18 protein-coding genes are annotated in these 20691 nt (G+C 72.2%); 16 read left to right on the forward strand and 2 right to left on the reverse strand.

The window, feature by feature from the left end:
• Positions 1 to 94 precede the first annotated feature (94 nt).
• The gene (locus tag ACFQBR_RS12820) at positions 95 to 346 is read right to left on the reverse strand and encodes a site-specific integrase (protein ID WP_344183199.1); all 252 of its coding nucleotides are present in this window, start codon (positions 344 to 346) and stop codon (positions 95 to 97) included.
• A 223-nt stretch (positions 347 to 569) separates the two neighbouring features.
• Between ACFQBR_RS12820 and ACFQBR_RS12825 the strand changes: the two genes are divergently transcribed.
• From ACFQBR_RS12825 to ACFQBR_RS12860, 8 genes are all read left to right on the forward strand, one after another.
• The gene (locus tag ACFQBR_RS12825; RefSeq protein ID WP_267946642.1) at positions 570 to 932 is read left to right on the forward strand and encodes a hypothetical protein; all 363 of its coding nucleotides are present in this window, start codon (positions 570 to 572) and stop codon (positions 930 to 932) included.
• Positions 925 to 1350, forward strand: a complete 426-nt coding sequence (locus ACFQBR_RS12830) for a hypothetical protein (protein WP_344183197.1) — start codon at positions 925 to 927, stop codon at positions 1348 to 1350. The genes ACFQBR_RS12825 and ACFQBR_RS12830 overlap by 8 nt, the downstream gene beginning before the upstream one ends.
• A 74-nt stretch (positions 1351 to 1424) precedes the next feature.
• Complete coding sequence (locus ACFQBR_RS12835; RefSeq protein ID WP_344183195.1) at positions 1425 to 2276, forward strand: sulfurtransferase; 852 nt, start codon at positions 1425 to 1427, stop codon at positions 2274 to 2276.
• A gap of 220 nt (positions 2277 to 2496) precedes the next feature.
• Positions 2497 to 3102 (forward strand): DUF4178 domain-containing protein, encoded by a 606-nt coding sequence (locus tag ACFQBR_RS12840; RefSeq protein WP_267946645.1) that lies wholly within the window; start codon positions 2497 to 2499, stop codon positions 3100 to 3102.
• 7 nt (positions 3103 to 3109) lie between these two features.
• The gene (locus ACFQBR_RS12845) at positions 3110 to 3643 is read left to right on the forward strand and encodes a DUF2617 family protein (RefSeq protein ID WP_267946646.1); all 534 of its coding nucleotides are present in this window, start codon (positions 3110 to 3112) and stop codon (positions 3641 to 3643) included.
• On the forward strand, positions 3640 to 3987 hold the full coding sequence (locus ACFQBR_RS12850) for a hypothetical protein (RefSeq protein WP_267946647.1): 348 nt from the start codon (positions 3640 to 3642) through the stop codon (positions 3985 to 3987). Before ACFQBR_RS12845 ends, ACFQBR_RS12850 begins: the two co-directional genes overlap by 4 nt.
• 66 nt (positions 3988 to 4053) lie before the next feature.
• On the forward strand, positions 4054 to 4482 hold the full coding sequence (locus ACFQBR_RS12855; RefSeq protein WP_267946648.1) for a DUF350 domain-containing protein: 429 nt from the start codon (positions 4054 to 4056) through the stop codon (positions 4480 to 4482).
• Positions 4483 to 4553: 71 nt separating this feature from the next.
• Complete coding sequence (locus tag ACFQBR_RS12860; protein WP_344183192.1) at positions 4554 to 6119, forward strand: polyamine aminopropyltransferase; 1566 nt, start codon at positions 4554 to 4556, stop codon at positions 6117 to 6119.
• Positions 6120 to 6491: 372 nt separating this feature from the next.
• Here ACFQBR_RS12860 and ACFQBR_RS12865 read toward each other — a convergent pair whose 3' ends face one another.
• Entirely contained in the window at positions 6492 to 6950 is a 459-nt protein-coding gene (locus tag ACFQBR_RS12865) for a flavodoxin family protein (protein WP_267946650.1), read from the reverse strand.
• Positions 6951 to 7072: 122 nt separating this feature from the next.
• Between ACFQBR_RS12865 and ACFQBR_RS12870 the strand changes: the two genes are divergently transcribed.
• The 8 genes from ACFQBR_RS12870 (at position 7073) to ACFQBR_RS12905 (ending at position 20682) form a co-directional block, all read left to right on the forward strand.
• Positions 7073 to 7978, forward strand: coding sequence for a DUF4352 domain-containing protein (locus ACFQBR_RS12870; protein ID WP_344183190.1), 906 nt, complete (start codon positions 7073 to 7075; stop codon positions 7976 to 7978).
• 363 nt (positions 7979 to 8341) lie between these two features.
• Positions 8342 to 9184 (forward strand): nitrilase-related carbon-nitrogen hydrolase, encoded by an 843-nt coding sequence (locus ACFQBR_RS12875; protein WP_267946652.1) that lies wholly within the window; start codon positions 8342 to 8344, stop codon positions 9182 to 9184.
• 16 nt (positions 9185 to 9200) lie between these two features.
• Entirely contained in the window at positions 9201 to 10607 is a 1407-nt protein-coding gene (gene hydA / locus ACFQBR_RS12880; RefSeq protein ID WP_344183188.1) for a dihydropyrimidinase, read from the forward strand.
• A 19-nt stretch (positions 10608 to 10626) separates the two neighbouring features.
• Complete coding sequence (locus tag ACFQBR_RS12885; RefSeq protein WP_267946654.1) at positions 10627 to 11634, forward strand: TIGR03842 family LLM class F420-dependent oxidoreductase; 1008 nt, start codon at positions 10627 to 10629, stop codon at positions 11632 to 11634.
• Between the two features lie 297 nt (positions 11635 to 11931).
• Positions 11932 to 13497, forward strand: a complete 1566-nt coding sequence (locus ACFQBR_RS12890; RefSeq protein WP_267946655.1) for an NCS1 family nucleobase:cation symporter-1 — start codon at positions 11932 to 11934, stop codon at positions 13495 to 13497.
• A gap of 876 nt (positions 13498 to 14373) precedes the next feature.
• Positions 14374 to 15843 (forward strand): bifunctional cytidylyltransferase/SDR family oxidoreductase, encoded by a 1470-nt coding sequence (locus ACFQBR_RS12895; RefSeq protein WP_344185541.1) that lies wholly within the window; start codon positions 14374 to 14376, stop codon positions 15841 to 15843.
• Positions 15840 to 17909: a glycerophosphotransferase gene (locus tag ACFQBR_RS12900; protein WP_344185542.1), complete on the forward strand. Its 2070-nt coding sequence runs from the start codon at positions 15840 to 15842 to the stop codon at positions 17907 to 17909. The genes ACFQBR_RS12895 and ACFQBR_RS12900 overlap by 4 nt, the downstream gene beginning before the upstream one ends.
• A gap of 40 nt (positions 17910 to 17949) precedes the next feature.
• On the forward strand, positions 17950 to 20682 hold the full coding sequence (locus ACFQBR_RS12905; protein ID WP_267946658.1) for a CDP-glycerol glycerophosphotransferase family protein: 2733 nt from the start codon (positions 17950 to 17952) through the stop codon (positions 20680 to 20682).
• The last annotated feature ends 9 nt before the right edge of the window (positions 20683 to 20691 follow it).

A 20691-nucleotide genomic window follows, 5' to 3' on the forward strand; every position in this document is an offset into this window, starting at 1 on the left:
CCGAGCCCTGAGCGGGAGTGCGCGGCTGTTGGGAGAACCGTAGCCCCCGGACCGACCACGGGGCGCCTGTTGCGCGGGAGACGGCCGGATGTGGTCAGCGATCGGCACCCGGGGCGGGGGCGTCGAGCCAGCCGGTGATGTCCTCGGCGGTGATCTTCTTCAGCGTCCGGGGGCGGCCGACCCCTTCGAGATGGGTGTCGAGCAGGCGCAGGGTCTTGAGGTAGTTACGAATCGTGTACGGCGACGCGGACTTCCGCTGCTTCTTCGTGGCGGTCCCGGACCGTAGGGCCCGCTCCCACGACTTTCCGAGGGTCAGGAGCGGGCTCGCCGGTGTCTTTTCTGGCACGTACTACTCCTGCGGTGAAGGACGGGCGTCGTGCGGCAATAGTGCTGCCGACGACCGTCGTGCTCATGGACGAGTTTGCCTCGCCGAAGAGTCTTCGCAGGTCAGGCGCATAATCGGCCCTGGGTTAAGCCGGGGGTTGCGCTGTACTACGCTGTGTCGTAGACAGGTGTGGTGTGCGGACCGCTGACATGGGCGGACGCGGCGGAGTGCGAGCGGAGGCGGCGTGGTCGACTGGCTGACCATGACGATTCAGATGGTGTCGCTGGCGATGGCCGGCTGGTGCCTCGTCTCGACCTTCCGCGACCGGCCGATGGTGGTCCCCCACCTGGTCGGCATGGGCGTCCTGTGGCTGCTCGTGCTCGGACAGGTGGGCGCCTCCGTGGCCGCCATGGTCGGCGGCGACCGCCCCGCCGAGACGGCGATGTACGTGTCCTACCTGGCGACGGTGGCGCTGCTGCCGCCCGCGTGCGCCGTGTGGGGCTTCATGGAGCGGAGCAAGTGGGGCCCCGCGGTGATCGCCTTCGCGTGCCTGATCCTGCCCGTCCTGTTCGTCCGCCTGGAACAGCTCTGGAGCCCCGTTGCCTGAGACGTCCGCGCCCACCGCGGCCAAGACCCTGCGCACCGGCCCCGGCCGGCTCCTCGTCGCCGTGTACGGGGTGTTCGCGCTGGCCGCGACCGCCCGCGGGAGCTACCAGCTGGCCACGCGGTTCGACGAGGCGCCGGCTGCCTACGCGCTGTCGCTGTTCGCCGGGACCGTCTACCTGGTGGCGGCGGTGGGCCTGGCCCGTGCGGGGCGGACCTCGCGCCGGGTCGCCCTGGTCTCGTGCGCCGTCGAGATGGCGGGCGTCCTCGTGGTGGGGACGGCGAGCGTGTTCTGGCCGTCCGTCTTCCCCGAGGACACCGTGTGGTCCGGCTTCGGCAGCGGCTACCTGTTCATCCCGCTCGTGCTGCCGGCCCTGGGGCTGTGGTGGGTCCTGCGGGTGCACCGCATGGACCGGGACTGACCAGGCCGGTCCCGCCCCCGGGACGGGGACCCGGTTCCGTGTGCGGCGGGCGGTGGCCGGTTAGGCTGTCGCCCATGTCAGAACCCTCGTCCCTCCCGGTGGCCGTGTCGGCCGACTGGCTCCGCGAGCACCGCGACCAGGTGGTCCTCGTCGACTCCCGCTGGTACCTCGACGGCCGTTCCGGCCGTGACGCCTACCGCGCCGGGCACCTGCCCGGCGCCGTCTTCGCCGACGTGGACACCGACCTCGCCGCCCCGGCGGGCCCCGGGGTCGGCCGCCACCCGCTGCCCTCGCCCGAGGACTTCGCCGAGGCGCTGGGCCGCCTCGGCGTCGGGGACTCCGCCCGGGTGGTCGCCTACGACGACGCCGGGGGCTCCGTGGCCGCCCGCCTGGTGTGGATGCTCCGCGCCCTGGGAACCCCTGCCGCGTTCCTCGACGGAGGCATGCGGACGTGGACCGGCGGCCTGGAGGAGGGGGAGACCGTATCTTTGCCCGTGCACCGGACGGCGCGGCCCTGGCCCTCCGAACTGGTGGTGGACACCGACACCGTCCTGGCGGAGACCGGTGAACCCGGCGACCTGCTCGTCGACGCCCGCGCCTACGCCCGCTTCACCGGCGAGCGGCCCGCGCCGGTGGACGCCCGCCCCGGGCACGTACCGGGCGCCCGCAGCGCCGAGTGGACGGCGAACCTGGACGGCGACGGCCTCCTCGCCGCACCGGAGGTCCTGCGCGAGCGCTTCGCCTCCCTGGGCGCCGACTCCGCCAGGACCATCACCGCGTACTGCGGTTCGGGGGTCACCGCATGCCACGACCTGCTGGCCCTCGAACACGCGGGGTACGCCGGCGCCCGCCTGTACCCGGGATCCTGGAGCCGGTGGGGCGGGGACGACTCGCTCCCCGCGGAGACCGGCGACCCCCGCGCCTGACGGGCCGTCCGGTCCCGGCGGCCCGCCCCGCGGGCGGCCGGCGCCGTCCCGGACCGACCACGCACCGTCGTGACCTGTCGCGATCCGGTCTCGGAAGGAACCGGCGCCCCCTGTGCGGCGTCCGACCCGTCAGTAGGATTGCCCCGCCCGGGGAACGACGCGGCCGGGGCACAACCGACAACCCGCCCCCGCACCCCGCTCCACCGCGAAACGAGGAACCTTGTCCGTCGAACTCGTTCTGCTGTTCATCCTCCTCATCGTCGCCGCCGTGGCCGGCGTCCTGATCTACCTCCAGCGCTCCAAACAGCGGCAGGCGGCGCCCCCGCCGCCCGCGGCGCCCCGGGACCCCTTCGCCGACCAGGGCGACAGCGCCGCCGGGGACCCCCGCTCCATCAAGGCCGGCGACATGATCGACTGGGGCGCCGAGCGGACGTGGATCCGCGGCACCCTGCGCCTGTCCGAGGGCGGCTACGTCTGGTCCGAGCACTTCCTGGAGGTCGAGGGCGGCAAGCGCTGGCTCTCGGTCGAGGAGGATCCGGACGTGGAGCTCGCCCTGTGGTCCGGACGCCCGGACCTGGATCTGACCCCGCACAGCAAGACCATCGAACTGGAGGGCGTCACCTACCGCCTCCAGGAGAAGGGCAGCGGCTCCTACCGCTCCGAGGGCACCACAGGCCTCAAGGCGCAGGGCGGCCTCGACTACGCCGACTACGAGTCCTCGGACGGCAGGCTCCTGTCGTTCGAGCGGTTCGACCACGGCGGCTGGGAGGCCAGCACCGGCACCAAGGTCGCCCCCGGCACGTTCACCATCTACCCCGGGAGCTGATCCGCACGTGCGCGCGAGCATCAGCGCCCCCTTCGTCGACACCGGCGCGGACGACCTGGTCTGGACCCTGGGGCATCCGCCGACCGAGCCGCTGGCCTCCCGCTCCCTCCGGGTGGCGGGCGCCCGGGTCGAACTGCGCGTGCTGGGGGCCTCGCACCAGGTCGTCGTCGCGCCGGATTCCGGCGGAGGAGCCCTGGTGGAGACGGTCGCCTGCCTGCCCGGCCTGCCGGGCGGGCTCCCCGGACGCGCGGAACGCCCGGACCGGGGCGGCTACCGTTTCGACTCCCTCGTGGAGTCCCTCGCGCGCGACGAACTGGCCGACCGCGTGGAACGGCTCCACCGCGAGGTGGCCGATTCCCCCGGCGGACTCCTCGTCGCCTTTCCCGGCGACCCCCTGGCGATCACCGCCCTGCACCTGACCCCTCTCGGCGGTTCTCCCCTCGGCTGGCGCACCTGGCACGCCTATCCGCAGACAGGCGAACTGGTGACGACCACCTCGACGATGACCACTCCCCCCAGTCCGGAGAGATCCGCACCATGAACGCACACGAGGAAACCCACGAGAACAGGAACAAGATCATCACGGTGGTCGTCGTCGTCGGCGTCATCCTCCTGATCCTCATCCTGCTGAGCGCCTGCAACAACAACAGCAACAACTACTGCCCCGACGACGACGTCGTCGCCGTGGAGGGCTATGACGACGACGACTGCGAGGGGTCCTCGTCGGGCTCCGGCGGTGGCGGCGGTTTCTTCTTCTTCGGCGGAACCGGCGGCGGCTACCGGAACGACAACAGCAGCAGCTACAACAGCGGCAGCAACAACTACCGGAACGACAACGGCAGCGGCAGCAGCTACCGCGGCGGCGGCAGCAGCTTCGGCAAGTAGTCCCCGCGCCCCCGGGAGCCCCGCGACCGACAACCCGACGACGTCACCCCCTACACGGACAGGACCATGAACGAGATCCTCTTCAACTCCCTCGCAGCCCTCGCCTACGGCGGTGTGGGCATCGCCATCCTCGTGGCGGGCTACCTGATCACCGACCTGCTCACCCCCGGCAAGCTGCACCAGCTGATCTGGGAGAACCGCAACCGCAACGCCGTGCTGCTCGTGTCCGCGAACACGCTGGGCTCGGCCATCATCGTCACGTCGGCGATCCTGTCCAGCGACTCGGAGATGGGCCTGGGCGCCGGCCTGCTCTCGGCCGCGGTCTACGGTGTGATCGGCCTGGGCGTCATGGCCCTGTCGTTCCTGCTGATCGACCTCATCATCCCGGCCAAGATCGCCCAGATCATCAGCAACGACGAGCCGCACCCGGCCACCTGGGTGAGCGCCACCGCGCACGTGTCGATCGCGCTCGTCGTGGCCGCCGCCCTCACCTGACGCCCCCGGGAGCGCAGGGCCCCTGACCCCGGCCACCGCCCCGCCCGCACCACCACACGAAGGCATCCGCGTTGACTGAGAACACGACCCGCGCCCGGCCAGGACTCCCGGTCCCCGCCAGGGCCGCCAGGTTCCTGGTACTGCTGGCGGTGTTCATCTGCGCGGCCTGCGGCCTGGTGTACGAGCTGGCGCTCGTCGCCATCGGCAGCTACCTGCTGGGAAACACCATCACCCAGGCCTCCGTGGTGCTGTCCGTGATGGTGTTCGCCATGGGCGTGGGGTCGCTGCTGTCCAAGCGCTTCCAGGCCAGTCCCGCGGTGTCGTTCGCGGTGATCGAGGGCCTGCTCTCCCTGGTCGGCGGCCTGTCGGTGCTCCTGCTGTACGGGGCCTTCGCCTGGTTCTCCGCCTACCAGCCCGCCCTGGTGGTGCTGTCGTTCGTCATCGGCCTGCTCATCGGCATGGAGATCCCCCTGCTGATGACGCTGATCCAGAGGATCCGCAGGCAGGAGGCCTCGGAGGCGGTCGCGGACCTGTTCGCGGCCGACTACGTGGGCGGGCTGATCGGCGGGCTGGCCTTCCCGTTCCTGCTGCTGCCCCTGCTGGGCCTGCCCCGGGGCGCGCTGGTGGTGGGGGCGCTGAACGCGGTGGTGGGCGTCGCGGTGGTGCTCTGGCTGTTCCGCTCGGAGCTGACCCGGCGCGCCTACGCGGGGCTGGGCCTGGGCCTGGCCGCCATCATCGCGGTGCTCGGCCTGGCCTACGTGTACGCCGACCGGTTCGAGGTGGACGCCCGCCAGGCGCTGTACCGGGACCCGATCGTGCACGCGGAGCGCTCCGAGTACCAGGAGATCGTGCTCACGCGCTCCCTGGACGGCGAGGACGTGCGCATGTTCCTCAACGGGAGCCTCCAGTTCTCGACCCTGGACGAGTACCGCTACCACGAGTCGCTGATCCACCCCGCGATGGACGGCCCGCACGGGAACGTGCTGGTCCTGGGGGGCGGGGACGGCCTCGCCCTGCGGGAGGTCCTGGCCTACGACGACGTGTCCTCGGTGACGCTGGTGGACCTGGACCCGGCGGTGATCGAGCTGGCGTCCACGGACCCGGTGATCACGGAGCTGAACGGGGACTCGTTCGAGGACCCGAGGGTGGAGGTGGTCAACACCGACGCCTTCCAGTGGCTGCGGGAGAACGGGGAGGGCTTCGACGTGGTCGTCGCCGACCTGCCGGACGGCGACGACACCTCCACGTCGAAGCTGTACTCGGTGGAGTTCTACTCGCTCCTGCGGCACGCCCTCGCCGACGACGGCCGCCTGGTGGTGCAGGCGGGTTCGCCGTTCTTCGCGCCCGACGCCTTCTGGAGCGTGGACCGCTCGCTGGAGGCGGCGGGGTTCTCGACCACCCCGTACAACGTGGACGTGCCGAGTTTCGGGAACTGGGGGTTCTACCTGGCGGCCGTGGGGCCGGCGCCCGAGCTGGACGTGCCGGACGACGCGCCCCCGCTGCGGTTCCTGGACGAGCCGCTGCTGGACGCGGCGCAGGTCTTCCCGAGGGACCGGCGCGGGAGCGACGCCGAGGAGTCGACCCTGATGCACCCCCGGGTGATGGCCTACCACCAGGGCGCCTGGCGCGGTTACTGACGCCCCCCGGGGGGGGCGCGGGGCCGGGGCGGCCCCGGCGCGCCCTCCCGTGGAGTGGACACCGCGCGGCCTGGAACTGTGGGCCAGTGGGCGGCCACGCGGTGGGTCTGTGCGGGGGCGGACGCCGAACCGGACGTTCGCACGTCGGCCCGCGACCGGGTCCATCCTGTCCCGGGGGGCGGGCTTCCACGGGGTCGCCACGCCGCCCCGGTCCCCGCGCAGGCCAACCCCTTACCCAGACTTACCGCCCCTTTTCCGACAGGAGCCGGGACGGGCGTCCGGCGTTCCGGTCGGGCCGCCGGCCGTCGCATGTCCGGTCCGGGCGTGGGACGGCCCGGCCCCGCGTGCGGAAGGACGCGGCCGGTCCCCGGGTCAGCCCCTCTCCTGGGCGGCGAGGGCGGTGACGGCGCCCAGCTCCCAGCATGCCTCGCGGGCGGCGGCGTCGGGGCTGCCGTGGACGGTGACCGGGGGCCGGTGGCGCTCCCATCCGATGCCCTTCGCGATGGACTCCACCGCGCGGACGGCTCCGGCGGTGTCGTTGTCCCCGTGCACGTAGAGGGAGTAGGGCAGCCCCTCGGTCTCCCCCTGGGCCGGGTAGAACACCGTGTCGAAGAAGTGCTTGAGCGCGCCGGACATGTAGCCGATGTTGGCCGGGGTCCCCAGGACCAGCGCGTCGGCCCCGAGCAGGTCGCTGACGGTCGCGGACAGTGCCGCCTTCGACCGCACCTCCACCCCTTCGATATCGTCGTCGCGGGCACCGTCGAGCACGGCCCCCAACATCTCCCGGGTGGCGGGTGAGACCGTGTGGTGAACGATGAGAAGTCGTGCCATGCCCCCACAGTAGGCAGTCGAACGCGTCTGGAACTGTCGGCCTCCGGCCGGCGTCACACTCAGCACGGGCAAGACGGCCCGGCCGCCTCCCGACCCGCCCGCAGCAGAAAGCCAGGACCTCCATGAGTCAGCCTCCTCCCCCGAACGGCCCGTACCAGGGACCTCCGACCGGTGGCCAGCCGCCCATGGGCCCTCCCCCGCCGGGTGGGCCCTACGGCCCCGGCGGCCCGTCCGACGGCTACCCCTCCGGGCCCTACGGCCCTCCCGGGGGTGACCCCTACGGTCCCCCCGGCGGTGACCCGTCCGGACCCTACGGCCCTCCCGGCGGCGACCCGTACGGTCCCCCCGGCGGCGACCCCTACGGCCCTCCCGGCGGAGGCCCGTACGGCCACCCCGGCGGACCGGGCGGGCCCTACGGCCCCGGCGGCCCCCAGCCCCCCTACGGCCCCGGCCCGCAGGGGCCGAAGAAGAGCTCCCCGTGGCTGTGGGTCGGCCTGGGCTGCGGCGGCCTGTTCGTCATCGGCGTCATCCTCGTGGTGCTCATCGCCTTCGTCTTCAACGACAGGGACGAGTCGGGCGGCACCTCCACGACGGTCACGACCGAGAGCCCCAGCGAGGGCTCGGGCGAGTCCGGCGGCGGTGGCGAGTCCGGCGGCGGTACCGGCGAGACCGTCGAGCACAACGGCATCCTCTACACGATCACCGGCACCGAGGTCACCGACGAGGTCGGCGGTTACACCGCCGACGGCGAGTACGTCATCGTGCACCTCGACGTGGCCTACGCCGGCACCGACACGTTCTGGCGCGACGAGCAGCACCTGTACACGTCCTCCGGCGAGCAGTTCGAGGAGGACTACGACGCCACCGGCACGCTCGGCGACTCCATGTGGAGCGACCTGCCCAGCGACGGCACCCCGGTGAGCCTGAGCATCGTCTTCGACGTGCCCGCGGCCGCCGACATCACCCACATCGGGCTGAGCTCGGAGACGTACGGCGGGGACGAGATCGAGGTCGAGCTCAGTCCCTGACCCGCACCCTCCCCCCGGACACGGGGCCGAGCGTGAACGGGGCCGTCGGAATCCCTTCCGGCGGCCCCTCGCCGTGTCCGCCGGGGACATGTGCGGTTCCCTGAAATTTCTCGGGAAAACGGCGCGAAACCTGTGTTTTCCTCCGAATTGTTTTCACCCGGAAATGCCATTACGCCCCTGTTGTGCACGATGAGAAAAACGGAAACACCGACTTATCACATGAACGGGGATGTCGAACGTTGACCCCCCGTTCCCCTCTTCTCTAAGGTGCGACTCTCACGCGCACCGCCCGCCGCGCCCACCGCACGACCACCGGCGCGAGCAGGGAGTACGCGGGCCCACCAGCCGAGGAGCGAGGGAACCATGCCGCACAACGTCCGCGCCGCGCTCGTCCAGACGGAATGGACGGGCGACACCGAGTCCGTGCTCGCGGCCCACGAGGAGTACGCGCGCGACGCGGCGGCGCAGGGCGCCCGGATCATCGGTTTCCAGGAGGTGTTCAACGCGCCCTACTTCTGCCAGGTGCAGGAGGCGGAGCACCACCGCTGGGCGGAGCCCGTCCCCGACGGCCCCACCGTCACCCGGTTCGCGGCCCTGGCCCGGGAGCTGGGCACCGTGATGGTCCTGCCGGTCTTCGAGGTCGAGAAGCCCGGCTTCTACTACAACACCGCCGCCGTCGTCGACGCGGACGGCTCCTACCTCGGCAAGTACCGCAAGCACCACATCCCGCAGGTCGAGGGCTTCTGGGAGAAGTACTACTTCCGCCCCGGCAACCTCGGCTGGCCCGTGTTCGACACCGCCGTCGGCCGCGTCGGGGTCTACATCTGCTACGACCGCCACTTCCCGGAGGGATGGCGGGCGCTCGGCCTGGCCGGGGCGCAGCTGGTGTACAACCCGTCCGCGACCAGCCGCGGCCTCTCCGGCCACCTGTGGAAGCTCGAACAGCCGGCCGCCGCGGTGGCCAACGCGTACTTCGTCGCCGCCATCAACCGCGTGGGCGTGGAGGAGTACGGCGACAACGACTTCTACGGAACCAGCTACTTCGTCGACCCGCGCGGGCAGTTCGTCGGCGATGTCGCCTCGGACACCTCGCCGGAGCTGGTCGTCCGCGACCTCGACCTCGACCTGGTCGACCGGGTCCGGCAGCAGTGGGCGTTCTACCGGGACCGCCGCCCGGACGCCTACGGTCCGCTGGTCGAGGGCTGAGAGGGGGAGGAGAGCCGTGGAACGCACCGTCATCAGCGGCGGCCTGGTCGTCACCGCCTCCGAGGAGGTGGAGGCCGACGTCCTCGTCGAGGGGGAGCGGATCGCCGCCCTCGCCCTGCGCGGCAGCGAAACCGCACGCTCCTGGGCCGAGAGCGGAGCCCGCACCGTCGACGCCGCCGGCCACTACGTGGTCCCGGGCGGGGTCGACGGCCACACCCACATGGAGATGCCCTTCGGCGGCACCTACTCGGCCGACACCTTCGAGACGGGCACCCGCGCCGCCGCCTGGGGCGGAACCACCACCATCGTCGACTTCGCCGTCCAGGGCCGGGGGCGGTCCGTACGCGCCGGGGTGGACGAGTGGATGGCCAAGGCCGAGGGGAGGTGTGCGATCGACTACGCCTTCCACGCGATCCTGTCCGACGTCGACGAGTCCTCCCTGAGGGAGACGGACGCCCTGGTGGACGAGGGCGTGACCTCGTTCAAGCTGTTCATGGCCTATCCCGGCGTGTTCTACAGCGACGACGGCCAGATCCTCCGCGCCATGCAGCGCGGCGCGTCCAACGGCGCGCTGACCATGGTGCACGCCGAGAACGGCATCGCCATCGACGTGCTGGTCGAGCAGGCCCTCGCCGAGGGCAGGACCGACCCCCGCCACCACGGGGAGGTGCGCAAGGCCCTGCTGGAGTCGGAGGCCACCCACCGCGCCGTCCAGCTCGCCCGCGTCGCCGGATCGCCCCTGTACGTGGTGCACGTGTCCGCCCGGGAGGCCGTGGAGGAACTGGTCCGGGCCCGCGACATGGGCCTCAACGTGTTCGGGGAGACCTGCCCGCAGTACCTGTTCCTGTCCACCGACAACCTGGCCGAGCCGGGCTTCGAGGGCGCCAAGTACGTGTGCTCCACGCCGCTGCGCCCGCGGGAGCACCAGGAGCACCTGTGGCGGGCCCTGCGCACGAACGACCTGTCCGTCGTCTCCACCGACCACTGCCCGTTCTGTTTCAGCGGGCAGAAGGACCTGGGCGTCGGCGACTTCTCCAAGATCCCCAACGGCATGCCCGGGGTGGAGCACAGGATGGACCTGCTGCACCAGGCGGTGGTGGAGGGCCGCATCGACCGGCGCAGGTGGATCGAGATCGCCTGCGCCACCCCGGCCCGCATGTTCGGCCTCTACCCGTCCAAGGGCACGATCTCGCCCGGCGCGGACGCCGACATCGTCGTCTACGACCCGAGCGCGGAGCATGTTCTGTCGGCCGCGACCCACCACATGAACGTGGACTACTCGGCGTACGAGGGCAGACGGGTCACCGGGAGGGCGCGCACGGTCCTCTCGCGCGGCCGCGTCGTCGTGGACGGCGGCGCCTACCTGGGCGAGGCCGGCCACGGCCGGTACGTGCCCCGCTCCACCTGCCAGTACCTGATCTGACCGCCCGAGGGGACACGACATGGACTTCGGACTCGTCCTCCAGACCGACCCGCCCGCCGACCTGCTGGTCGAGCGGATGGTGCGCGCCGAGGCCTACGGCTTCACCCACGGGTGGACCTTCGACTCGGTCGTGCTCTGGCAGGAGCCGTTCGTCATCTACAGCCGCATCCTGGAGCGCACCGAGCGCCTGGTCGTGGGACCGATGGTGACCAACCCGGGCACACGCGCGTGGGAGGTGACCGCGTCGCTGTTCGCCACCCTGAACGACATGTTCGGGAACCGGACGGTGTGCGGGATCGGCCGGGGCGACTCGGCGATGCGGGTGGCGGGGCGCAGGCCCGCGACGCTCGACCGCCTCTCCCTCGCGATGGGGGCGATCAAGGACCTGGCCGAGGGCCGGGAGGCGGAGGTGGACGGCACGCCCATGCGCCTGCCGTGGGTCCGCGGCGGCTCCCTGCCCGTGTGGATGGGCGCCTACGGTCCCAAGGCGCTGGACCTGGCGGGGCGCCGGGCCGACGGGTTCGTCCTCCAGCTGGCCGACCCGTACCTGACCGAGTGGATGGTCGCGGCGGTGCGGGCGGCCGCGGCCGGCGCCGGGCGCGACCCCGCGTCGGTGAAGGTGTGCGTGGCGGCCCCCGCCTACGTGACCGACGGCTCCCCGGAGGCGCTGGCGCACGCGCGCGAGCAGTGCCGGTGGTTCGGCGGGATGGTCGGCAACCACGTCGCCGACCTGGTCGCGCGGTACGGCGAGTCCGGCGCCGTACCGCAGGAGCTGACCGACTACATCCGGGCCCGCGAGGGGTACGACTACAGCCACCACGGCCGGGTGGACAACCCCGACACCCGGTTCGTCCCGGACGCGATCGTGGACCGGTTCTGCCTGGTGGGCCCGGTCGAGGAGCACGTCGCCAAGCTCGAACGGCTGCGGAGCGCCGGTGTGGACCAGTTCGCGGTCTACGCGATGCACGACGACGTGGACGGGGTCGTCGAGGCCTACGGCCGCGACGTGGTCCCCGCCCTCTCCTGAGCCCCGGGAGCACTTGGCCGGGCGGGCCGCGGGGAGGCGGACGGCGTCCCCGGGGCGCGGCCCGGCCACCCCGTCCGGGCCGCGCGCAGGCGCCCGCATGCCGTTCCGGCGCCTTGCGGGGCCCGGTTCCCGAGGCACGCGGGGAGACGTCGTCGCACCCCGGGTGACGTGCGAGGATATTCGGTGGCCTATGCACAATCCGGACTTTCCGTGCATACTGCCGGGCTCCGCCCCCGTGGACCCGGCGCCGCTCCCCCACCCCGCTCCCCACCCAGCACCACCGAAACCAGGTGTCCCGTGACCCAAGCCCCGCCGTCCCCGGAATCCGCCGTCGTCACCCATCCCGACGGACGCGTGTCCCTGGCGGAGGGCTCCGCCCTCCCCGAGAGCCCCTTCGTCAACGCCGACCTCCAGCCGGTCCCGATCTCCCGGCGCGACTGGGGCACCGGCAGCTTCACCGCCCTGTGGGTGAGCATGTCGGTCAGCATCCCGGCGTGGACCCTGGCCAGCGGCCTGATCGCGGCCGGCATGGACTGGCGGCAGGCGATGCTCGCCGTCGTCCTCGGCAACCTCGTCGTGCTGCTGCCGATGGTGCTGACCGGCCACGCCGGAGCCAAGTACGGCATCCCGTTCCCGGTGTTCGCCCGCGCCTCCTTCGGCCTGCGCGGCGCCAACCTGCCCGCGCTGCTGCGCGGCGCGGTGGCGTGCGGCTGGTACGGCATCCAGACATGGGTCGGCGGCCAGGGCGTGTACGTCCTCGTCGGTCGCCTGCTCGGCGACGGGTGGACCGGCGCCGCTCAGGTAGGCGGCAACCCGTGGACCCTGTGGCTGTCCTTCGGCCTGTTCTGGGCGGCCCAGCTCGCGATCATCCTGTGGGGCATGGAGGGCGTGCGCCGCGTCCAGGTGTGGGCCGCGCCGCTGATGGTCGTCGGAGGCCTGGCCCTGCTGGCGTGGATGGCCGTCGAGGCGGGCGGCGTCGCCCCGATGCTCTCCCTGGACTCCGGTGAGGCCCTGGACTGGGGCCCGTCCTTCTGGGCGCTGTTCTTCCCGTCCCTCATGGGCGTCATCGGCTACTGGGCGACCCTGACCCTGAACATCAGCGACTTCACCCGGTTCTCCGCGTCGCAGCGGGCCCAGGTCGTGGGCCAGACGCTCGGCCTGCCCACCACGATGACGCTGTTCTCCCTGCTGGCCGTGATGGTCACGGCGGGCACCGCCTCCGTGTACGGCGAGCCGCTGTGGAACCCGATCGACATCGTCGCGCAGATGGGCAGCGGGCTCGGCCTGCTCTTCGCGGTCTTCGTCGTGCTGCTCGCGACGGTGTCCACCAACATCGCCGCGAACCTGGTCGGCCCCGCCTACGACCTGGCCAACCTGAGGCCGAGGCTGATCAGCTTCCGCACCGGAGCGGTCATCACGTGCTTCCTCAGCGTCCTCATCTTCCCGTGGAGGCTGCTGGAGAACGAGAACGTGTACATCTTCACCTGGCTCGGCACCGTGGGCGGCGTCCTCGGCACTGTGGCGGGCATCCTGCTCGCCGACTACTGGCTGCTGCGCCGCACCAGGATGAACCTGGCCGCGCTGTACGAGCGCGGCTCGGAGTACTGGTACGCGCACGGGTGGAACTGGCGCGCCCTCGCGGCGTTCGGGATCGGCACGGTGCTCGCCGTGGGCGGATCGCACTCCCCCGAGGGCTCGGGCCCCTTCCCCGCCGACGGCCTGATCCCGGTCCTGGCCCCGCTGGCCGACTACGGCTGGCTGGTCGGGCTCGTCAGCGCGCTGCTGGTCCACTGGGCGCTGGGCGTGTTCCTGCCCGACCGGCGCGCCGGCGGCCGGCGGGCCGCGGAAGACCCCGCCGACTGACCGGACCGCCCCACAGGTCCCGGGGCCGCGCCGGTGTCCGGCGCGGCCCCGCCGCGTGCCGGGCCGGACCGTGCGGGCCGCGGCCCGCACGACGGCGGCCCGGGGGCGTCCGCCGGCCCGGGCGCACTCCCGTTCCGGTGGGATTGGACACCCTCCCGGCCGCGGGGCGCACCCCGGAGTCCGGCGCCCCGGCCGGACGGCGGGCGGTCCAGGTCGGGCACCCGCCGGGGCCGGACGCGCGGACCGGGTTCGGCGCGTCCGCGGACGACCTGCGCGCACGGGCCGTCAGGGCCTCTCCCCTGGCCACGGTGGTCCCGCCGGCGCCGGCGGGCCCCTTCGCCGCGGGCGCGGGGCGAATGACTGCTATCACACGAGAAGAAGGTGCTTCGGCGGGTTAGGTAGTGTTCACCTGTGTGTTCCCACTACGTGGATATATCCGGCTGTCCGGGCGAACCGTTCCCCTGGGGAGGTGCGTTAGCCCAGGAGTCGGCCCACGAGTCCCGCTCCGGGTGCCCGACACGCGTCCCGCACTCCGTTCACACAGGGGCCACCGGCCGTCCTACCGCACCGTGGCGGGCGGGCGGGCGATGTCACCCGAACAGGGGTCACAGGACACGCATCCCAGACCAAGACGACCAGAACGAACTACAACTCGCACCGGGCCCCGGGTAAACCCCGGGGCGGCCACGGCCGTCAACGTGACGCCGAAGCATCCACTTTCATCCAGACAACGCACACATGTCATGAAGTGACGCGCATCCCCCGCGCGGGTCCTGATCCCTCCCGCGTTCCCTCTCCCCCACACGTCCACCCCGACGGGGTCCGCGTAGCCGGGGGCGTCGTTCGACATCTCGCGTTTCGACGGGAGACATCACCTTGCCTCACACCTCCGCGCGCCCGACGCCTGCTGCGTCGGCGCACCGCACCGTGGCCGTCGTCCTGGCGGGCGGCAGCGGCCAGCGCATCGGACTGGCCACCCCGAAGCAGCTGCTCAAGATCGCCGGGAAGTCGATCCTCGAGCACACGCTCACGATCTTCGAGCAGGCTCCGAGGGTCGACGAGGTCATCGTGATGATGAACCCCGGGTTCGTCTCCGACGCGGAGGCGATCGTCCGCGGCGCCGGCCTGTCCAAGGTCACGCGCGTCCTGCCCGGCGGCACATCGCGCAACGCCACCACCCAGCTCGCCCTCGACGCCCTGGCGCACCTTCCGGCGGAGACCACGAACGTGCTCTTCCACGACGCCGTGCGCCCGATGCTGTCCCAGCGCGTCATCGACGACTGCGTCACCGCGCTCGGGTCCTTCGAGGCCGTGGACGTGGCGATCCCCTCCTCGGACACGATCATCGAGGTGGACGACGACGTCATCACCGACGTCCCCGTCCGCTCGCGGCTGCGCCGCGGCCAGACCCCGCAGGGGTTCCGTCTGGCCACCATCCGCGACGCCTACGTCAAGGCGTGGGACGACCCGGGCTTCGAGGCGACCGACGACTGCTCGGTGGTGCTGCGCTACTCGCCCGGCGTCCCCATCCACGTGGTGGCCGGCGAGGAGCAGAACATGAAGGTCACCCAGCCGGTGGACATCTTCATCGCCGACAAGCTGTTCCAGCTGGCCTCCTCCGCCACCCCCGAGTTCTCCGACGAGGACTACGCGAAGCGGCTCGCCGGGGCCACCGTCGTCGTGTTCGGCGGCAGCTACGGCATCGGCGCGGGCGTGGCCGACCTGGCGGAGAGGCACGGCGCGCGCGTGTTCCGCTACTCGCGCGGTGCCACCCGCACCAACGTCGCCAACCCCGACGACGTCGCCGCGGCCCTGGAGCAGGCCCACTCCGCCACCGGCCGGGTCGACTTCGTCGTCAACACCGCCGGCGTGCTCCGGATCGGGCGCCTGGACAAGACCGATCCGGAGACCATCGAGGAGGCCCTGCGGGTCAACTACCTCGCCCCGGTCCACATCGCCCGCGCCGCCTTCCCGTACCTGGCCCAGACCGGCGGGCAGCTGCTGCTGTACACCTCCAGCTCCTACACGCGCGGGAGGGGCGAGTACAGCCTGTACTCCTCCACCAAGGCGGCCACCGTCAACCTCACGCAGGCGCTGGCCGACGAGTGGTCGCAGGACGGGGTCCGGATCAACTGCATCAACCCCGAGCGCACGCAGACCCCGATGCGCACCAACGCCTTCGGCGACGAGCCGGCCGGAAGCCTCCTCAGCGCGGAGAAGGTCGCCCGCACGTCCGTGGACGTCCTGTTGTCCGACCTGACCGGCCACGTCGTCGACGTGCGCCGCGAGGACCCTCCCGGCGCCGTGACCGGCGCCCCCCGCGGGGAGACGGAGGGAGCCAAGTGAACAAGTTCAGAGAACTGGGCAGGGAGACCATCGGCTGGTCCGCCCTGCTCGGGCTGTCCTACCTGGTCATGCTCGCCGGCGTGATCACCGGCCTGTGGTGGGTCTTCCTGGTGGGGGCCGTCGGCAGCTACGCCATGGACGCCCTCCTGCTGCACCGCCTGCCCGCGCTCGCCAAGCTCGTCCAGCAGATCCGCCTGGGCATCACGCCGCGGGCCCTGCTGCGCCAGCTCCTCGCCCTGGGCCTGCTCATCACCACGCCCACGGCCACCTCCACGGGCATCGGCATGGTCCTGCTGACCTGCCTGGTGCTGTTCGGGCTCCAGCTGGTGTGCGGTGTGGCCGCCCGGCTGCTGCGGATGCGCCGCCGCCTGCCGATCGTCACCCGCAACATCGACCTGGGCCCCCTGCGCATCCCCGACAGCCCGCCCATGGTGCTCGTCCGCGAGCCCATGAGCCGCCTGCTGCCCCTGGACGCGTTCCTGGTCGCCGGAGCGGTCGCCTACGTCGCCGAGGGCGCGGTCTGGGCCGTCGTGGTCGGGGCGATCGCCTCCGTGTCCCTGACCGTGCTGGCCCTGGCGCTGTTCGGGTGGCACCTGGCCCGCGCCCGGACCATCCCCGAGTCCGAGCGGGTCATGGAGTTCGCCCAGAACTGGCTGGACTCCTACCGGCCCGAGGTCGTCCTGTACTTCTCGGGTTCGGCCGACTCCGCCTACCAGGTCAACATGTGGCTGGAGGCCGTGGCCGCGCTGCCGCGCCGGTCGGTGGTCGTCCTGCGCGAGCGGGTCATCGCCGCGCAGCTCGCCCCGACGCCGGTGCCGGTCCTGTGCGTTCCCACCTCGACCGACCTGATGGCGCTGGACTTCGGCCCGGCGCGCGTGGCCCTCTACCCGGCCAACACCGGCAAGAACATCCACATGCTGCGCAACCCGCTGCTGGGCCACGTGTTCATCGGCCACGGGGACAGCGACAAGGTCGCCAGCATCAACCCGTTCAGCAAGGTCTACGACGAGGTGTGGACCGCCGGACGGGCCGGGCGCGACCGCTACGACCGCGCCCGGGTGGGCGTGCGCGACGACGAGATCGTGGAGGTCGGCCGCCCCCAGCTCGACGCGATCCGCACCGACACCGCCCCCAACGCCGTGCACAGCGTGCTGTACGCCCCGACCTGGGAGGGATGGACGGACGAGCCCGGCAACACGTCGCTGACCGACGCCGGCCCGGCGCTGATCCGGACACTGCTGGCCGCCGAGCCGCGGGTGCGCGTCCTGTACAAGCCGCACCCCTTCACCGGGGTCCGGTCCGCGGCCGCCCGCGGCGCGCACCGCCGCATCGTCGCGATGCTGGAGGAGGCCAACCGGGCCGCGTCCGCGAACGGCGACCGCGCCCCGGCGGGACGCGAGCGCCCGGACCTCGCCTCCCTCGAACGGCGCCTGGCCGCCTTCGACACCGACAACGGCGCCACCGACGAGGCCCACAACTCCCGCGAGGAGGGCACCGCCGACCCCGGCGCCGCCGCCGAGCTCCAGCAGCTGTCCGAGGAGTGGCACCGGGTGTACTGGGAGGGCCGCGCCGACACCGAGCACCTGGTCATCCAGGGGCCCCGCCCGACCCTCTACTCGTGCTTCAACCAGGCCGACCTGCTCATCAGCGACATCTCCAGCGTCGTCGCCGACTTCATCGCCACCGAGAAGCCCTACGCCATCACCAACTGCGAGGGCATCACGGACGAGGAGTTCCAGGACAAGCACCCCACCTCCGGCGCCGCGTACATGCTCGCGCCGGACGGGCGCGGCCTGGAGGCCGCGCTCGCGGCGGTCCGGTCGGCCGCGACCGACCCCCTGGCGGAGGACCGCACCAGGCTCAAGGCCTACCTGCTCGGCTCCGGCGACTCCAGCTCCCAGTCGCGCTTCGAGGCCGCCGTCGACGACCTCTACCGGCGCAGGAGCGACCAGCACCCGGTCGGCTCCGGGGCGGCGTCCGCGGACGCGCCCGACCCGGACGACGCACCCGGATCCTCCGCCGACTCCCCGCCCTCCGGGGCGGACCCCGCTCCCGCGCGTGTGTGACGCCCCGTCCACCGCGCTCCTGAAAGGAACCTGACAACCCATGGCCGGAGCAAAGCGCACGGTCCCCGAGGAACTCCAGCGCCTCATGCGCTACCTGCCCGAGTCCGAGCAGGACGAGCGGGCGCGCTTCCTCGCCGCCGCCGACGAGTTCGTCGGCGGCTCGGCCCCCGGTGACCTGAGGGCCTTCTCCCCGCTGACCAGGGTCAAGCTGTGGCTGGCCAAGGAGCACCGCCTGGACGACCTGGAGACGGTCATCCGGTACGAGCGGGACAACCCGCAGGCCCACCTGGTGCGGGGACGCCTGTCGCCCTCGGTCGAGGTGCCCGGCATCGCGCCGTCGTCCCTGCCCAGGGAGGTCACCCGGCTCAAGAACTCCGAGATGCCGCTGGTCACCAAGCTGACCGACATGGCCTGGGTGGAGGGACGCCTGCGCCTGCGCGGGTACGCGTACGTGCGCAACGTGCCCGTGGAGTCGGCGCCGCGCGTCCCCGCGATGGCGTGGCTGACCGACACCGCCTCGCGCCGGCGCGTCGTGGTCCGCATGGCCCCGCGGCACGAGCCGCGCGCCACGGCCGACTCCAAGCAGGCGCTGCACTGCTACGACTGGGCCGGGTTCGAGCTGTTCGTCGACCCCGCCAAGCTGCGCGGGAGCCAGGGCTGGAAGCCCTCGACGTGGTCGCTGACCCTCGGCGTGTGGGCCTCCGGCAGGCCGCACAGGGCGGGGCTGGTCCCCGGCGACATCGGCCCCGCCGGACACCAGCACGCCCACCGCCTGGACGCGTCCACCCGCTGGGTGAGCGCGTTCCGCAAGAAGCGGCTGGAGTTCGAGATCCAGTCCGTCGAGGCCGAACTCGTCGGCCACTCCCTCGACGCCGACCTGCTCAGCCTCGGGTTGCGCGGCCCGGCCGAGCGTCCCGTGGAGGGCCTCGTGCTCTCCCACGGCCCGGCCAAGGAGCCGGTCGAACGCGAGTACAGGGCCGAGGCGGACGGCCCCGACGGGCGCCGCCGCGTCACCGTGCCCCTCGCCGACCTCTCCGTGGCGGACACGGAGGAGACCCGTGAGCTGCGCGCCCACGCGGTCGTCGGCGGGCGCCGGGTGCCGGTCGTCGTCGCCGAGGGCGTGCTCTCACAGGCGCACCCGACCGACGGCGGCCGCGAGATCTCGGTGGGCGTCACCGCCGTGGACACCCTCGTCCTGCACGACCGCCTCCGCCAGCCCGTCGTGGACGCGATGGAGTGGGTGGAGGGCGACCTGGTGCTGTCCGGCTCCTACACGGGCCCGGACCGGGACCGCGTGATGGTGCTGCGCCACGGGGAGCGGTTCGAGGAGGTCCCCGTCCCTGTGGAGGTCGCCGACGGGCGCTTCCGGGCGGTGATCGACCCCGAGCACCACGACTCCCACGGCGACACCCTGCCGCTGCGCAAGGGCCGGTGGTACATGTCGTTCCGCTCCGTCCGGGACTGGGACGACTCCAACGACGTACCGGTGAAGATCCGGCACGACCTGGTGCCGCGGCTGCCCCTGGTCCACCAGGGGGCCAAGCGCTCCTACTCCGTGGACCACCGGTTCCACGACCGCCTGTTCCTGTCCCCCGCCAGTCCGCTCGACGACTCCGAGAAGGGCGCCTACCGGCAGAGGGTCCTGCGCGAGGCGTTCACCGCGGAGCAGAAGGCGCTGCCCCTGCGCGCGGCGGTGTTCTACAACAGCTTCGGCGGCAAGCAGTTCTCGGACTCGCCGCGGGCCGTGTACGAGGAGCTGGTGCGCCGCGGCGTGGAGGTCGACCACCTGTGGTCGGTCGACGACCAGCAGGTGTCCCTGCCGCCGGGCGTCGTGCCCGTGGAGTGGCACAGCCGCGAGTGGTACGAGGCGCTGGCCCGGAGCCGGTACGTCGTCACGAACGTCGGCATCGGCGACTGGTTCGTCCGGCGCGAGGGGCAGACCGTGGTGCAGACCTGGCACGGCACCCCGCTCAAGAAGATCGGCGCCGACCTGCTCGGCACGCCGAAGGCCAACCGGGCCTACATCGCGAGCCTGCCGCACCGGTCCCGCCAGTGGGACTTCCTGGTCTCGCCGAACTCGTTCACCACGCCCATCATGCGCGGCGCGTTCCGCTGCGAGACGGAGATCCTGGAGGCGGGCTACCCGCGCAACGACGTCTTCCACGCCCCCGACCGCGAGGAGCGCGCCGAGCGGACCCGCAAACTCCTCGGCATCCCCGAGGGCAAGAAGGTGGTCCTCTACGCCCCGACCTGGCGCGACGACCAGCGCTACGGCGGGACCCGCTTCAAGCTCGACCTCCGGATCGACCTGGAGGCGGCGCAGCGCGAGCTCGCCGAGGACCACGTGCTGCTGTTCCGCAAGCACCCGAAGGTGCTGGACAGCATCCCGGGCGCGGGGCAGGGGTTCGTGTGGGACGTGTCCAAGTACCCGGACATCGCCGACCTGTACCTGATCACGGACGTGCTGATCACCGACTACTCGTCGGTGTTCTTCGACTTCGCCCACTCCGGCAAACCGATGCTGTTCTTCACCTACGACCTGGAGCACTACCGGGACACCCTGCGCGGGTTCTACTTCGACCTGACCGCGCGGGCCCCGGGGCCGCTGATCAAGACCTCGGACGAGCTCATCGGCTCCATCCGGGACATCGGGTCCGTCACCGAGGAGTACGCGCAGCAGTACGAGGCGTTCGTCCGCGACTTCTGCCACCCCTCCGACGGCCGTGCCACACAGCGGGTGGTCGACCGCATGCTGGGCGGCGGCGAGGGCTAGGACGTGTTC

The sequence above is a fragment of the Nocardiopsis tropica genome, assembly GCF_042660575.1.
Classification (GTDB): domain Bacteria; phylum Actinomycetota; class Actinomycetes; order Streptosporangiales; family Streptosporangiaceae; genus Nocardiopsis; species Nocardiopsis tropica.

Excerpts from the sequence above, each read along its gene's own strand:
- ACFQBR_RS12835 (WP_344183195.1), top strand. The coding sequence starts at position 1,425 with ATGTCAGAACCCTCGTCCCTCCCGGTGGCCGTGTCGGCCGACTGGCTC.
- ACFQBR_RS12870 (WP_344183190.1), top strand. The coding sequence starts at position 7,073 with ATGAGTCAGCCTCCTCCCCCGAACGGCCCGTACCAGGGACCTCCGACC.
- ACFQBR_RS12855 (WP_267946648.1), top strand. The coding sequence starts at position 4,054 with ATGAACGAGATCCTCTTCAACTCCCTCGCAGCCCTCGCCTACGGCGGT.
- ACFQBR_RS12885 (WP_267946654.1), top strand. The coding sequence starts at position 10,627 with ATGGACTTCGGACTCGTCCTCCAGACCGACCCGCCCGCCGACCTGCTG.
- ACFQBR_RS12850 (WP_267946647.1), top strand. The coding sequence starts at position 3,640 with ATGAACGCACACGAGGAAACCCACGAGAACAGGAACAAGATCATCACG.
- ACFQBR_RS12875 (WP_267946652.1), top strand. The coding sequence starts at position 8,342 with ATGCCGCACAACGTCCGCGCCGCGCTCGTCCAGACGGAATGGACGGGC.
- ACFQBR_RS12865 (WP_267946650.1), bottom strand. The coding sequence starts at position 6,950 with ATGGCACGACTTCTCATCGTTCACCACACGGTCTCACCCGCCACCCGG.
- ACFQBR_RS12905 (WP_267946658.1), top strand. The coding sequence starts at position 17,950 with ATGGCCGGAGCAAAGCGCACGGTCCCCGAGGAACTCCAGCGCCTCATG.